Annotated in this window: 17 protein-coding genes; 11 read left to right on the top strand and 6 right to left on the bottom strand. The window is 36.6% G+C overall.

Features of this window, described 5'->3' with window-relative positions; translation table 11 throughout:
* Positions 1-38 precede the first annotated feature (38 nt).
* A complete protein-coding gene (lnt, locus tag OPU68_RS08850) occupies positions 39-1691 on the top strand; it encodes an apolipoprotein N-acyltransferase (RefSeq protein WP_498473621.1) in 1653 nt (550 codons plus the stop codon).
* Between the two features lie 12 nt (positions 1692-1703).
* Here the strand turns inward: lnt and OPU68_RS08845 are convergent, their stop codons facing one another.
* From OPU68_RS08845 to OPU68_RS08820, 6 genes are all read right to left on the bottom strand, one after another.
* Positions 1704-2030: a hypothetical protein gene (locus OPU68_RS08845; RefSeq protein WP_498473620.1), complete on the bottom strand. Its 327-nt coding sequence runs from the start codon at positions 2028-2030 to the stop codon at positions 1704-1706.
* Positions 2030-2533 (bottom strand): DinB family protein, encoded by a 504-nt coding sequence (locus tag OPU68_RS08840; RefSeq protein WP_498473619.1) that lies wholly within the window; start codon positions 2531-2533, stop codon positions 2030-2032. Before OPU68_RS08840 ends, OPU68_RS08845 begins: the two co-directional genes overlap by 1 nt.
* Before the next feature lie 33 nt (positions 2534-2566).
* Positions 2567-3601 carry a T9SS type A sorting domain-containing protein gene (locus OPU68_RS08835; RefSeq protein WP_498473618.1) on the bottom strand — a complete coding sequence of 345 codons (1035 nt, stop codon included), beginning with the start codon at positions 3599-3601 and terminating at the stop codon, positions 2567-2569.
* Positions 3602-3760: 159 nt separating this feature from the next.
* Positions 3761-4213 carry a GNAT family N-acetyltransferase gene (locus OPU68_RS08830; protein WP_498473617.1) on the bottom strand — a complete coding sequence of 151 codons (453 nt, stop codon included), beginning with the start codon at positions 4211-4213 and terminating at the stop codon, positions 3761-3763.
* Positions 4206-4517, bottom strand: a complete 312-nt coding sequence (locus tag OPU68_RS08825) for a barstar family protein (protein ID WP_498473616.1) — start codon at positions 4515-4517, stop codon at positions 4206-4208. The genes OPU68_RS08830 and OPU68_RS08825 overlap by 8 nt, the downstream gene beginning before the upstream one ends.
* A gap of 108 nt (positions 4518-4625) precedes the next feature.
* Entirely contained in the window at positions 4626-5138 is a 513-nt protein-coding gene (locus tag OPU68_RS08820) for a ribonuclease domain-containing protein (protein WP_498473615.1), read from the bottom strand.
* 118 nt (positions 5139-5256) lie between these two features.
* Between OPU68_RS08820 and OPU68_RS08815 the strand changes: the two genes are divergently transcribed.
* The 10 genes from OPU68_RS08815 to thrS all read left to right on the top strand — a co-directional run bounded on the left by OPU68_RS08815 (position 5257) and on the right by thrS (position 13166).
* A complete protein-coding gene (locus OPU68_RS08815; protein ID WP_498473614.1) occupies positions 5257-6396 on the top strand; it encodes an acyl-CoA dehydrogenase family protein in 1140 nt (379 codons plus the stop codon).
* Between the two features lie 26 nt (positions 6397-6422).
* Positions 6423-6920: a DinB family protein gene (locus OPU68_RS08810; protein ID WP_498473613.1), complete on the top strand. Its 498-nt coding sequence runs from the start codon at positions 6423-6425 to the stop codon at positions 6918-6920.
* A gap of 24 nt (positions 6921-6944) precedes the next feature.
* Positions 6945-7337 carry a DUF1801 domain-containing protein gene (locus OPU68_RS08805; RefSeq protein ID WP_498473612.1) on the top strand — a complete coding sequence of 131 codons (393 nt, stop codon included), beginning with the start codon at positions 6945-6947 and terminating at the stop codon, positions 7335-7337.
* Between the two features lie 184 nt (positions 7338-7521).
* The gene (locus tag OPU68_RS08800; RefSeq protein WP_034965178.1) at positions 7522-7986 is read left to right on the top strand and encodes a pyrophosphohydrolase domain-containing protein; all 465 of its coding nucleotides are present in this window, start codon (positions 7522-7524) and stop codon (positions 7984-7986) included.
* A gap of 10 nt (positions 7987-7996) precedes the next feature.
* Positions 7997-8542 (top strand): TlpA family protein disulfide reductase, encoded by a 546-nt coding sequence (locus OPU68_RS08795; protein WP_498473611.1) that lies wholly within the window; start codon positions 7997-7999, stop codon positions 8540-8542.
* A 133-nt stretch (positions 8543-8675) separates the two neighbouring features.
* The gene (locus OPU68_RS08790) at positions 8676-9287 is read left to right on the top strand and encodes a DUF4230 domain-containing protein (protein ID WP_498473610.1); all 612 of its coding nucleotides are present in this window, start codon (positions 8676-8678) and stop codon (positions 9285-9287) included.
* 12 nt (positions 9288-9299) lie between these two features.
* Positions 9300-9479 carry a hypothetical protein gene (locus OPU68_RS08785; protein WP_498473609.1) on the top strand — a complete coding sequence of 60 codons (180 nt, stop codon included), beginning with the start codon at positions 9300-9302 and terminating at the stop codon, positions 9477-9479.
* Between the two features lie 154 nt (positions 9480-9633).
* Positions 9634-10137 (top strand): hypothetical protein, encoded by a 504-nt coding sequence (locus tag OPU68_RS08780; RefSeq protein WP_498473608.1) that lies wholly within the window; start codon positions 9634-9636, stop codon positions 10135-10137.
* Positions 10138-10571: 434 nt separating this feature from the next.
* Positions 10572-11069 carry a hypothetical protein gene (locus OPU68_RS08775; protein ID WP_498473607.1) on the top strand — a complete coding sequence of 166 codons (498 nt, stop codon included), beginning with the start codon at positions 10572-10574 and terminating at the stop codon, positions 11067-11069.
* Positions 11070-11222: 153 nt separating this feature from the next.
* A complete protein-coding gene (gene thrS / locus OPU68_RS08770) occupies positions 11223-13166 on the top strand; it encodes a threonine--tRNA ligase (RefSeq protein ID WP_498473606.1) in 1944 nt (647 codons plus the stop codon).
* Positions 13167-13198 lie beyond the last annotated feature (32 nt).

Raw genomic sequence — 13198 nt, 5'->3', positions numbered from 1 at the left:
AAAATTCTTTGTGAACTTTGTGTTCAAAAAAAAATATTATGAAAAACCTTCTATTAGCTTTAATATCCGGCGTTTTGCTCGCCATTTCCTGGCCGACTTACGGGATTCCGTTTTTTATATTTTTTGCATTTGTTCCTTTGTTGATGATGGAACACAACATTGCAAAATTCAGTGATATTAAAAGGAAAAGCTTAGCGATATTTGGTTTGTCCTATCTTACGTTTGTCATTTGGAACGCCGTTACCACAGGTTGGCTTTACAATTCCAAACTTCCGGATGGTAGCAATTCTCTCCTGGCCGTTTTGTTTCCGGTTCTGACGAATGCTTTTTTTATGTCAATCATTTTCCATTTTTATCGGCTTTACAAAAGAAGTCAGGGAACGTATTTTGGCTTGGTGTTTTTTGTGGTAATTTGGATGACGTTTGAAAAGTTGCATCTCGTTTGGGAATTTACCTGGCCTTGGCTGAACCTTGGAAATGTCTTTGCAGATTATCACGAATTCATACAGTGGTACGACACTTTGGGCGCAACTGGAGGAAGTTTCTGGATTTTGATTTGCAACGTTCTCGCATTTTATACGTTTAGAATCTGGGAAGCCGGACGAAAGAGAAAACCTTTGATAAAAAATGTATCAATGGTGGCTGGTTTCATCATTTTACCGATGTTAATTTCTTTGGTCAAATATTATAACTATTCACCGAAATCTGTCGGAACTTTGAGCGTGACAATGCTTCAGCCAGCGTTGGATCCTTATAATGAAAAATATCAGAAAGACAGTTTGACAATTGAAAGCGATCTTTTAAAATTGGCAACTGAAAATTCCATTCTAAAAGATAAAGCAGGAAATAAAAACATCGACCTTTATCTTTCTCCGGAAACATCTCTGCCGGGTCCAGGTTCTATAAGTGAAAAAGGATTTAATAACAGTATGCTCATTAGTAATATTAAGGCATTTCTTACGCAACATCCAAAATCGGTTTTCATGGGCGGAATTTCCAGCTATTACGTTTACAAAAATGATGAGAAAAAACCAGTCACAGCAAGCTATCTTGAAAGACAAGGCATTTGGGTTGACGAATATAATTCTGCAATACAAATTATCCCGAATCAAAAGCCGGAAGTGTATCACAAAGCGATGTTGGTTCCAGGCGTTGAGATTTTTCCATACATCAATTTCTTTAAACCAATTTTAGGCGACGTAATGCTAGACCTTGGCGGAACCACTCGTTCTCTTGGTGTTTCTAAGGAACGAAAAGTCTTCAAAAATCCTTACAACAAATCCGTGATTGCGCCAATCATCTGCTACGAAAGTGTCTATGGCGAATATGTGACTGATTATGTGAAAAAGGGAGCCAATCTTTTAACGATTGTGACGAATGATTCCTGGTGGGGATATTCTCAGGGACACAAACAATTATTGGATTACGCAAAATTAAGAGCGATAGAAACCAGACGGGAAATTGCCAGAGCGGCGAACAGCGGAACAAGTGCGCACATCAATTCCAGAGGCGATATTGTGGACGATTTGCCTTACGGCGCAAAAGGCGCTTTGATGGCAAAAGTGAATCTCATAGACCACGAAACATTCTATACCAAAAGTGGTGATTTCCTTTCCAGATTATCGATGTTTGTGATTGGGGCTTTGTTGCTTTTTATTCCGGGTAGAAAGTATTTGACTAGGAAAAAATAGAAATATTTAAAATCATTTCATTGCATAATAACAACTTTGGCTGTACAACTGGTTCAAGTTACTTACCGATATCCAATCATACTTTAATAACATAGCATCTTTGAATTTATTGAAATCTACAAAACTGATTTCTTTATTAATAATTGAACCGCTTTTGTAAACATAATTATTTGCAAATTTATTCACCTCTTTACAAATGGAATTAATTTTTTCTAAATCTTCAGAAGAAATTTCCGGATACTTTTTATGAAGTCTTTCGTGAATTGTTTTCAACCAATTTTCACCTAATTCCATTGACATATCTAATGCAACATTGAGTATTTCTTTAGATAAGTCCATTATAAATTTGGCAAATACCTTTCCTTAATAATATTCAAATGATGAAGATTGTGACCAACGGTTAACTTTCCAATCGTCTCTACTTTTATTTCATTCTCATTCACGATTCCAATCAATTGTAAAGCTTCTGCCGGAAGTGTTTTGAAGAAAATAGACGACTGCTTTCTCGTCACTTTAAATTCTTTAATCAGACTTTTCAAAGTTCGGGTTTCTGCGTAAGAATTATCCGCCCAAGCTTCTTCATCAAAACCTGAAACCAATGATTGGTCATTTCTGGAAAATCTCATCGCGCGATAAGCAAAAACTTTTTCTGTATCAATGAGATGTTGCAGAAGTATTTTCAGAGTCCATTTACCTTCAGCATAAGCGAAGTTGGCTTGCTCTTCGGAAAGTTTTTCATAAATCTCCAAAGTCTTTTTACCGGAAATTTTCAATTCCTCGATCCAATGTTCAGAGGGAACCAAATCCAAATAGCGCTGTATGTATTTTTCGAATTCTGTCATAAGTTTATGATTACATTTATTTGAGTTAGAATTTTAATTTTTGATAAATTTTAAGTTTGCAATACCTTGTCTTGTTTCGACTTTAATGATAAAAACGCCCTTATTAAAATAAGAAATATCAATGTTTTTATTTTCGGTCTTTTCGCTTTTCAAAACTCGTCCAGCCATATCAAGAATCGTATATCTTTCAATTTTTAATGGGCTAAAAATTGTAAGTACGCCATTAGACGGATTTTGAGATATTTTAATTTTATCGTTAATATCAGCAATTTCTGTGGTGCTTTGGACGTCACAATTGTCTATTGCAAAAGGCGGATACCCGAATTCGTTACAATTTATTTTTAAATCTGTGAGATTAGGATTGTTTTCAATTTTAGGCTGATAACAACACGTGTTAAATACATAAAAAATCTCACTCGCAAATGGACAAAACATCCAATCACACAAACAACACCAAGCTGTTTTCTTACCATTCTGTAAATTCAGACTTTTTAAATTGTTATCATTAAATCTAAACAGGACCGCTTCTTTGCTAACATTTTGAGAAGCTTGAGATATATCAAGATTTTGCAATAAGTTAAATGAACAATCTAAAGCATAAAGTGTCTTTACATATTGAAAATTAGTAAAATTGGTAATCTGATTTTTTTTGCAATACAACTGTTCTAATTTGCTGAGATTAGTAAAATCTAAAGACGTTATTTTAGCATAAGCACAATCCAAAATTCTCAAATTTTTGAAATAACTGATACCCTCTAAAGAATAAATATCTTTTATGGGAAGTTCAGTATCATAAGAAGGTATAAAGGAATAAAAAATATAATCTTGACTTGATGAAAATCTCCCATTGAAACTGATGAGGGATACATTCTCTGCTTCAGAAATCTGGATTTCGCCATCATTGTTTTGATCTAATTTTATAGAATTATTATTTAGATCACGTACAAATCCATTAGTGGGAGAGGACTGTAATAAGAAGTTTTTAAAATTAACATCAGTAAAATTTATATTTTGTGAGAATGTAAACTGCACAAATGTCAAAAACAAAAGGGTAAATAGTTTTTTCATAGTTTTTTTATTTAAAGATATTAAAAATAAACTATGAAAAATACATCATATTAAATATTTAATCAATAGTTGATAATTGCAGATAATATTAATAAGGCTAAACAATACTTTATATTAAATAAGGTTTATACGAAAAACAATAAGTACAAACATTTAAACTTATACGTCTATCGTCCACTCATAGAAATTAACCTCATCATATTTCTTGAAACCTGCACTTGGATACAATTGATTTCCAATCATATTTTCTTTTCCGGTTTCAAGGTACATTCCACAAGAGTTTGATGTTCTGCAAAGTTCTTTTGCTTCCTCAATCAACGCTTTGGAATAAGCTTTTCCACGAAATTCAGGATTTACGTAAAGGTCATTCAGAAGCCAATAACGTTTCATTCTCGTAGACGAAAACAATGGATAAAGCTGTACAAAACCACCTAACTTTCCTTCTTCATCAATCACAAAAATTTCAGAATCCTGACTTTCCAACCTTTCGGAAATAAATTGTTCGGCACCGGAAATATCGGAGGTTTTGTGATAGAACATTCTGTATTCATCAAATAATTGCGCCAGTTGGGAAAGGTCATCAATCGTGGCTTTTCGTGTATTATTATTCATTTTCATCTGAATTTTTATCTTCATCATCTTCGTATTGTTCAAGGAAATAAGTGAATGTAAAATCTTCCACTTCGTCTTCTACATCTTCCAAGGTCGTCAGAAGGTCTTCGAAAGTTTCCAGTTGATCCACGCTCATATTCACAAATTCGATATGAAGCGGTAATTGCAAACCACCCGAAATCACATCCGAAAGCGCATCCAGATTGTCTCCGAAATATTCCGGCAATTCTAATTTGGATTTCAATTCCGTGTAAAAATCTTCGTAGTCGCCGATGTTTGAAAAATCGATTAGTATTTCTTTCATTTTATAATTTTTGTCGGAAGTCGGAAGACCGATGTCCGAAGTTAGCAATATTAGATTACAGTCATTTACGAATCAAAAATCCTCCGACTTCTGACATCCAGCTTCTGACTATTTCTTCTCAAAACTTTTATAATGATTCTTCGTCAGCCAAACATCACCATCTTCAGTAAAAACAATTCTGTCTGCGCCGCGGTTTCCGCAGTTGTAATTCACGTCTGCTTCGTAATATTGTTCGCCTTTTGGAAGTTGTCTTTCACGATTGCTGAATTTGTCGCCACCAATCGCTTTTCCTGGCAAAACGTTACAGAGATTTCCTTTTGATGCAATCCAGCCTTGATTTTTAGCTTCTGATTTTGTGAGGTAATAATCCGGTAATTTGTGATTGGATTTCACGTAAGAAATAACTTTAATTTCATTCGTCAATTCTCCTATAGAATTTTCTGAATTTGATTCTCTGTAAGTTTTGTTTTCAGACTTGGTAACTTCTGACTTCCGACTTCCAGCTTCCGCCAGAAATTTATTTCGCTTCTCGATTTTGTAATTTGTGATGAGAAACATTACCGAGATTCCGGCAAAAGCACCGACGAGAAAGAATAAAAGGGTTTTTAATTTCGGATTCATATGAAAAAATTCTAGGCTAAAATAATGAAAACCTCGATTTATAAAGAATAAAAAACAAATTTTAAAAATAATTTATCCTTAACCTAATTTTTCTATATTTGGCGACAAAGATAAAAGTATGGATACTGCCACTATGGACAACCTAAAAATGATAGCTGAAACGGCAAAAGATTTTGCTGAAAAAAATATCCGCCCCAACATTATGGATTGGGACGAGAGCCAAACTTTCCCTGTAGAATTATTTCACCAGTTGGGTGAATTAGGTTTTATGGGAATCGTAATTCCTGAGGAATATGGTGGTTCTGGTCTTGGTTATCAGGAATATGTGACGATTTTGGACGAGATTTCACAAGTTGACCCATCGATTGGATTATCCGTTGCGGCTCACAATTCTCTTTGTACGAATCACATTTACGAATTCGGAAATGAAGAGCAAAGAAGAAAATGGCTGCCAGATTTGGCTTCCGGAAAAGTCATCGGCGCTTGGGGATTGACGGAGCACAACACAGGTTCAGATTCCGGCGGAATGTCCACAACAGCGATCAAAGATGGCGACGAATGGATTATCAACGGTGCAAAAAACTTCATCACGCACGCTATTTCCGGCGATATTGCGGTAGTAATGACAAGAACGGGAGAAATTGGTGCAAAAAATAATTCCACAGCTTTCGTGTTGGAAAAAGGAATGGCTGGTTTCACTTCCGGTAAAAAAGAAAATAAATTGGGAATGCGTGCCTCGGAAACAGCAGAATTGATTTTCGACAACGTTCGCGTTCCGGATTCTCACAGATTGGGCGAAGTGGGAAGTGGTTTCAAACAGGCGATGAAAATCCTTGACGGCGGTCGTATTTCGATTGCTGCTTTGAGTTTAGGAATTGCGAGAGGTGCTTACAAAGCCGCACTTAAATATGCTCAGGAAAGACACCAGTTCGGAAAATCTATTTCGAGTTTTCAGGCGGTTAACTTTATGTTGGCTGATATGGCGACAGAAATTGACGCTTCAGAACTGCTAATCAGAAGAGCTTCTGACCTTAAAAACGCGAAAGCAAAAATGACCCGTGAAGGCGCAATGGCAAAATTATACGCTTCTGAAGCTTGCGTAAGAATTTCGAATAATGCGGTTCAGATTTTCGGTGGTTACGGCTATACAAAGGATTTCCCTGTTGAGAAATTCTACAGAGATTCTAAACTTTGTACGATTGGCGAAGGAACTTCTGAAATCCAGAGATTGGTGATTGGAAGAGATATTACACAATAATTTATTAACATAAAATTAAAACACGAATGATTAAACAAGCACTTTTAGGTGAATTTTTGCATGAAGCAGAAAACACAAGAAAACTTTTGAAAGCAATTCCGGACAGCGCTTTAGACTGGAAACCATCAGAGAAAAACTGGACTACGGCTCAATTGGCTTCACATATTGCTGAAGTTTACAATTGGTATGAATCAACTTTCAATCAGGATGTTCTTGATATGGGTTCTTACAATTATGATAAAGGTGACATTTCTAAAGCAGAAAATATCGTTGCTAAATTTGAAGAAAATGTAGCTAATGCTCAAAAAGCAATTGAAAATTCTGACGAAGCAGTTTATATGAACCAATGGAAAATGCTGGCTGGTGGCAACGAAATTTTTCCTCCGATGCCAAAAGTTCAGGTAATTCGTGGGTTTTTGTACAATCATCTGTATCATCACCGTGGCGAACTTGTGGTCTATCTTCGTTCTACTGGTAACAAAGTTCCTGGTTTATACGGGCCAACTGCTGATGATAAATTCTAATTATAATCTATCATTTTAAATGAAATGAATCCGGATATCAAACTTTATAATCAAATATTAGAATCCGAAGACGAAAAAATAGCAACTGTTCTTTCCGAAGACATCTGCAAACATCTTCCAGAGGCCGAAAACAAAATCTGGCATTCGCATCCGGTTTGGTTTCTGGATGGAAATCCAATTGTGGGTTACAGTAAACAGAAACGAGGAATCCGTTTGATGTTTTGGAGCGGAAAATCTTTCAATGAAGAAAAACTGAATGTGGAAGGTGAAAAATTTCAGGATGCCTCTATTTTTTATAATGACGTAAATGAAATTGATAAAGATGATTTGAAACGATGGTTGGAGAAATCCATAGAAATCCAATGGGATTATAAGAATATTGTGAAACGGAAAGGCGTTTTGGAAAGGTTGAAGTAATATCTAAAACCACAAAAGTTTTAAACAATTCAAAAGACTAAAAAAGCATTTTTCAGATTTACTTTTTTGAACTTAATCCTTTTTTAGTTTAATAAATATCTTTTGTGACTTTTGTGGTTAATAAAAATAAATGCTGTCTTTAAGGATGGCATTTTTTATATTTGTTAAAATTTTAGAAAAAAATATGGAAAAGATAGACAGCCTGAACCAAGTTGCCGAATTTCACAAAACCTTCAACGCTCCAATCCTTGACACGCCACAGATTCCTTCAAAAGAACGTGCTGAGTTGAGAGTTAGCCTTTTACAGGAAGAATTGGACGAACTGAAAAAAGCGATTGAAGACAACGATTTGGTAGAAGTTGCCGACGCACTTTGCGACCTTCAGTATGTTTTGAGCGGCGCGGTTTTGGAGTTCGGATTGGGAGATAAATTCGTGGAATTATTCAATGAAGTTCAGCGTTCCAATATGTCCAAAGCTTGTGATAATGAAGTTCAGGCACAGGAAACGGTGGAATTTTATAAAGCCAAAGGAACCGATGCTTATTACGAAAAATCCGGCGACAAATACAATGTTCACCGCGTTGCAGACAACAAGGTTTTGAAGAACAAATATTACTCTGCTGCTGACTTGGCTTCACTTTTAAAATAAAAAACTCAGGATGAAAAAAATTTCAATATTATTTGGTTTGCTTGCTTTGATGTTTGTCACTTCTTGTGCAGAACGCGTCATCGTGAACCGTGAAGTAGAATCCAAGAACGATGGCAAAATGCTTTTGGGAACGCAAACGCTTGACCAATTCCGAAAAGAACCTTACAAAACCTGGTTTGATGAGGAATACAACCGCTACCAAATTGACCAGGCAAGTTTAGCCGAACTTAAAAAAGAAAAACTGAACAGCTACACTTTGGTCGTTTTCGTAGGAAGCTGGTGCGAGGACAGCCACAGAGAATTCCCAAGATTGATAAAGATTCTGGAAACTTTGAAATACAATACCGAAAAAATGCAAATCATCGGAGTGAACCGTAAAAAGGAATCTCCAGCTGGCGAAGAAGGAATCTACAACATCACAAGAGTTCCGACAATCATCGTCAAAAAATACGGAAAAGAAATCGGTAGAATCACAGAAATGCCCGAAACCGGATTTTTGGAGAAAGATTTGCTTAATATTTTGAAAAGAGATAATAATACAGGCTTATTTAAATAATAATTTGGGCAGCTATTCCGCCTTCCGTTCCCAATCTTTTTGCCTTGGCTTTTCCAGCCACAAAAAAGGATTTCCACTCAAGTCGGGCTGCATAAGATTCTACGTTTAAATATTGCTGACAAATTCAAAATCAATGACAAAATACACAGGCATCCTTTCTTTTATTTTCGGAATCATTCTTACGGTTTTTTTATTTCTATCGTGGAGAAGTTGCAACAAAAAGGAAGATGCAGCTTTGGTAAATCAAGATTATTACCTCATCACAAATCAAATCCAGAAAATGAACAAAATGGTAGTTTTGGAACAAGATTTTTCCAGCTTCCAGACACACAAAAGTTCAGCAGCAAGCATTGCCGGATTTGATATTCTGCCACGTGAAATGGTTCTTTATACGACTGCAAAAGCTCAGGTTTCATACGATTTGAAACAGATGAAAATTGATGTTGATACTGTAAATAAAAAACTCATTATTAATGAATTACCTCAGCCCGAAATAAAGATTTTCCCAGATGTGAAAATTCATTTTATGGATGATTACGCCATTAATAGATTCACTCAGAAAGACATCAACGGCATAATGGAATCTGCCAAGAAAAATATGGCAAAAAGCGTGAACCAGAACAACCTGAAAGAGCAAAGCAAAAAACAATTAAAAGATAATCTGAACGATATATTCGTTTTGGCAAAGGCATTGCATTATTCCATCGAGGATAAGACCAATACTTTTCCCGCAACCGAATTATAAAAATCAATCGTTATGGAACCAGATAAAAAACAAGAAAGCAACAACTCGTCCGAACAGAAAAAACAGACTGAAGATTTCCGGGATATGCCAGCTTCTTCAGACAAAAAGAATCCACCAAATATCAATAAAAAAGACATCGATAAAAGCTCTGAAGTTAACAAAGACGGAAAAACAGACAACACAGAAAAGTAGTTTTCTTTGCGAAAAATTCAACAAGCCTTTCAATTTATTTTGAAAGGCTTGTTTATTTGATAAAATTAACATATATTTAATATTAGAAATCAGATAACAGAAAATCTGGTTCAGAAGTGTTCTTTTTATTTCGTCTCATCAAAACATTACAGCTATGTCTTATATTGTTGTAGGGCTTTTTCCCACTCAGCTAGAGGCTGACAAGGTCCTTTTAAAATTGGAAAACGCTGGTTACAATGACTACAATCTTTCTCATTCTCATCAGGAGACTGTGCAAAATGTGGACATTGAGAAGAAAAATGGTTTTTGGAACTGGTTATTTGATGATAATCATCTCGACAAAGCCCGTTTCGAATACGCAAGTATCGACCACAACACGATTACCGTCCATCTACAGACCGAGCAGGACGCGCACATCGTGAAGGACATCCTGGACAACAATGGCGCCGTGAATGTAGAAGAAAAGACTCAGGATTTTATGAATGAAAATTTCGCAAATGCTCATCACGAATACGTGATTTCCGAGAGTAGAAACGCAAAAATCATCGCAAAAGCAAGAAACAATCTATTCTTTACCAACGACCGAAAACCACATCACCACCACGAAAAAAGAATTGCGGATGAGATTGACGGTTTGGGAATCACTAAATTCAAATAGTAGTTAGGTAGTAACTTTTTGGGCAGCTATTCCGTCCTCCACTCCCACTCTTTTTTGCACGACGAATGGTCTACAGGATTGGCGTTTGAACAAGCAAAAAAGGAGTTCCGTTCAGGCCGGGCTGCATAACCTCTGTGCTATAGCAATTTTTTTTTTAAATAAATCAAACTATGGAAACCTTTCGGATGAACTGGAAGGTTTTTTTATGGCCAAAAGTTCAATTTGGCGAAGCGTGCCCCGGCCTGAGCGGAAATCCTTTTTGCGTGACTTCGTTTTCTATTGATCTTAAAACTTCCTGCAAAAAAGATTGGGAGCGGAGGACGGATAAAGGCGCCTAAATCTTAAATACTGTTAAAATTTTGTTCTGCAGTGGATTGTGTCATCATTTTTGTTTGGGTATGGGAAATAAGTTTAACCACCAAAAAAATATTATTATGTCTTACACGATTATCGGGATTTTCCCAAACGAAGCAGAAAGCAGAGATGTTATCACAAAACTGGAAGAAGCTGGATTATATGAATATTCCTTAGCCAATTCTGAAATAGAAGCCTTAGACAAAGTTGAAACCAAAGACAACAGAGGGTTCTTCGACTGGCTTTTTGACAGAAATGCAGTAGAAACAGACCGCTACGAGTATGCAAGCATCGACAGCAACACAATTACAGTTTATGCAGAAACAGAAGACGATGCTAACGCTGCTAAAAAAATATTAGATGAAAACGGTGCAATTGATGTAGAGGAAAAAACAAGAGGTTACCTGACGGAAAAATATCCGGATACACACCACGAATACCCAATTCCGGAATCTACAAGAGCAAGAATTATTGCAAAAGCGAAAAACGATTTGTACTTCACAGATGACCGTGGCGCCGCTTACAAGCCGGAAAAAGGAATGTCTGACGAGATGGATTCTCAGGGCAAAAAAGATTAATCTGAATGAATTTTAATTTTATATTTTACTTAATAAGAGCCGGATTTTTTCGGCTCTTATTTTTTTATATTCAGTAAAGTATTCAATCACAAAATACAAGCTTGAAATATTGATGGAATTTCGTAAATTTGCACACATTATTTTTAAACCATTATGCTAAAAATTACACTTCCTGATGGCAGCATCAGAGAATATGAAGGAGCAGTTACGCCACTGCAAGTTGCACAAAGTATCAGTGACGGTTTGGCAAGAAACACCATTTCTGCCGTCGTAAACGGAAAACAGACAGAAGTTGAAACCCCAATCACGGCGGATTCTACAGTGCAACTACTGACGTGGAATGACGATATGGGTAAAAAAGCATTCTGGCATTCTTCTGCCCACTTGCTGGCTCAGGCTATTATGGAATTTTATCCGGAAGCGAAGCTGACAATCGGTCCTGCCATCGCTAACGGATTCTATTATGATGTAGATTTCGGCGGAGAACCATTGTCTGAAAAAGACTTCGAAAAGCTGGAAAAGAAAATCTTGGAAAATGCTAAGAAAAATTCGACTTTCAACCTACGTGAAGTTTCTAAAGCTGATGCGCTGAAAGAATATGCAGACAATCCTTTCAAAACTGAATTGATTGAAAACCTTCCTGATGGCGAAATCACTTTTGTGACGCACGACAACTTTACAGACCTTTGTAGAGGTGGTCACATCCCATCAACAGGAATTGTAAAAGCTGTAAAAATATTGAACGCAGCCGGCGCTTACTGGAGAGGTGATGAGAAAAATCCACAGCTGACCAGAGTTTACGGAATCTCTTTCCCAAAACAAAAAGAGCTGACAGAATATCTTGAACGACTTGAAGAAGCAAAAAGAAGAGACCACAGAAAACTGGGTAAAGAATTGGGGATTTTTGCTTTCTCAGAAAAAGTAGGTGCCGGACTTCCACTTTGGTTGCCAAAAGGCGCTGCGCTTAGAAAAAAATTAGAAGAATTCCTTTCCAAAGCTCAGAAAAAACAAGGTTACGAATTCGTGATTTCTCCGCACATTGGAGCGAAAGAATTATATATCACATCCGGACACTGGGAGAAATATGGCGAGGACAGTTTCCAGCCAATCAAAACACCAAATGAAGGTGAGGAATTTTTATTAAAACCAATGAACTGCCCGCACCACTGCGAGATTTACAAAGCGCAGCAATGGTCTTACAAAGATTTGCCGAAGCGTTATGCAGAATTCGGTACAGTTTACAGATATGAGCAGTCCGGAGAATTACACGGCTTGACAAGAGTTCGTGGCTTTACTCAGGATGATGCGCACCTTTTCTGTACACCAGACCAATTGTTGCAGGAATTTGAAAAAGTGATTGACCTTGTACTTTATGTTTTCGGTTCACTTGGATTTGCTGATTTTACGGCTCAAATTTCATTAAGAGACAAAGAAAACAGAGACAAATATATCGGTTCCGATGAGAACTGGGAAAAAGCAGAAAATGCCATCGTAACTGCTGCAAAAGCAAAAGGTCTGAAAACCGTAACAGAATATGGCGAAGCGGCTTTCTACGGTCCGAAGCTTGACTTTATGGTAAAAGATGCATTGGGAAGAAGCTGGCAGTTAGGAACTATTCAGGTAGATTACAATTTACCGGAAAGATTCGATCTTTGGTACAACGGAAGCGATAACGAAAAGCACAGACCAGTGATGATCCACAGAGCGCCGTTTGGTTCTATGGAACGTTTCATTGCGATATTAATTGAAAATACGGCGGGAGATTTCCCACTTTGGCTGAGTCCGGAACAGTTTACTATTTTGCCAATCAGTGAAAAATATTCAGATTATGCAAAAAAAGTTTCAGAATCATTGGAAATTCACGATATTTGCGGATTGATAGACGACAGAAACGAAAAAACGGGTAAGAAAATCCGTGATGCCGAATTGAAAAAGTTACCATTTATGCTTATTGTAGGTGAGAACGAGGAAAATAACGGTACGATTTCTGTAAGAAGAAGAGGCGAAGGCGATTTGGGAGAAATGACAGTAGATGCATTCATCTCTTACTTCAAAGAGCAGGCAAAACCAGCATTTGAATTGGGAGCAAACCAATAAGCTGACAACAAATTATTAATTTTAAAATTTAA

It is taken from the genome of Chryseobacterium sp. TB1-D10 (genome assembly GCF_059803555.1).
The sequence above is the reverse complement of the archived record's forward strand: the minus strand, read 5'-3'. Positions and strand labels throughout refer to the sequence as shown.

Coding starts and splice junctions, on each gene's coding strand:
- OPU68_RS08815 (WP_498473614.1), top strand. CDS start 5,257: ATGGATACTGCCACTATGGACAACCTAAAAATGATAGCTGAAACGGCA.
- OPU68_RS08830 (WP_498473617.1), bottom strand. CDS start 4,213: ATGAATAATAATACACGAAAAGCCACGATTGATGACCTTTCCCAACTG.
- OPU68_RS08810 (WP_498473613.1), top strand. CDS start 6,423: ATGATTAAACAAGCACTTTTAGGTGAATTTTTGCATGAAGCAGAAAAC.
- OPU68_RS08805 (WP_498473612.1), top strand. CDS start 6,945: ATGAATCCGGATATCAAACTTTATAATCAAATATTAGAATCCGAAGAC.
- OPU68_RS08840 (WP_498473619.1), bottom strand. CDS start 2,533: ATGACAGAATTCGAAAAATACATACAGCGCTATTTGGATTTGGTTCCC.
- OPU68_RS08790 (WP_498473610.1), top strand. CDS start 8,676: ATGACAAAATACACAGGCATCCTTTCTTTTATTTTCGGAATCATTCTT.
- OPU68_RS08800 (WP_034965178.1), top strand. CDS start 7,522: ATGGAAAAGATAGACAGCCTGAACCAAGTTGCCGAATTTCACAAAACC.
- OPU68_RS08845 (WP_498473620.1), bottom strand. CDS start 2,030: ATGGACTTATCTAAAGAAATACTCAATGTTGCATTAGATATGTCAATG.
- OPU68_RS08825 (WP_498473616.1), bottom strand. CDS start 4,517: ATGAAAGAAATACTAATCGATTTTTCAAACATCGGCGACTACGAAGAT.
- OPU68_RS08835 (WP_498473618.1), bottom strand. CDS start 3,601: ATGAAAAAACTATTTACCCTTTTGTTTTTGACATTTGTGCAGTTTACA.
- OPU68_RS08780 (WP_498473608.1), top strand. CDS start 9,634: ATGTCTTATATTGTTGTAGGGCTTTTTCCCACTCAGCTAGAGGCTGAC.
- lnt (WP_498473621.1), top strand. CDS start 39: ATGAAAAACCTTCTATTAGCTTTAATATCCGGCGTTTTGCTCGCCATT.
- thrS (WP_498473606.1), top strand. CDS start 11,223: ATGCTAAAAATTACACTTCCTGATGGCAGCATCAGAGAATATGAAGGA.
- OPU68_RS08820 (WP_498473615.1), bottom strand. CDS start 5,138: ATGAATCCGAAATTAAAAACCCTTTTATTCTTTCTCGTCGGTGCTTTT.
- OPU68_RS08795 (WP_498473611.1), top strand. CDS start 7,997: ATGAAAAAAATTTCAATATTATTTGGTTTGCTTGCTTTGATGTTTGTC.
- OPU68_RS08785 (WP_498473609.1), top strand. CDS start 9,300: ATGGAACCAGATAAAAAACAAGAAAGCAACAACTCGTCCGAACAGAAA.
- OPU68_RS08775 (WP_498473607.1), top strand. CDS start 10,572: ATGTCTTACACGATTATCGGGATTTTCCCAAACGAAGCAGAAAGCAGA.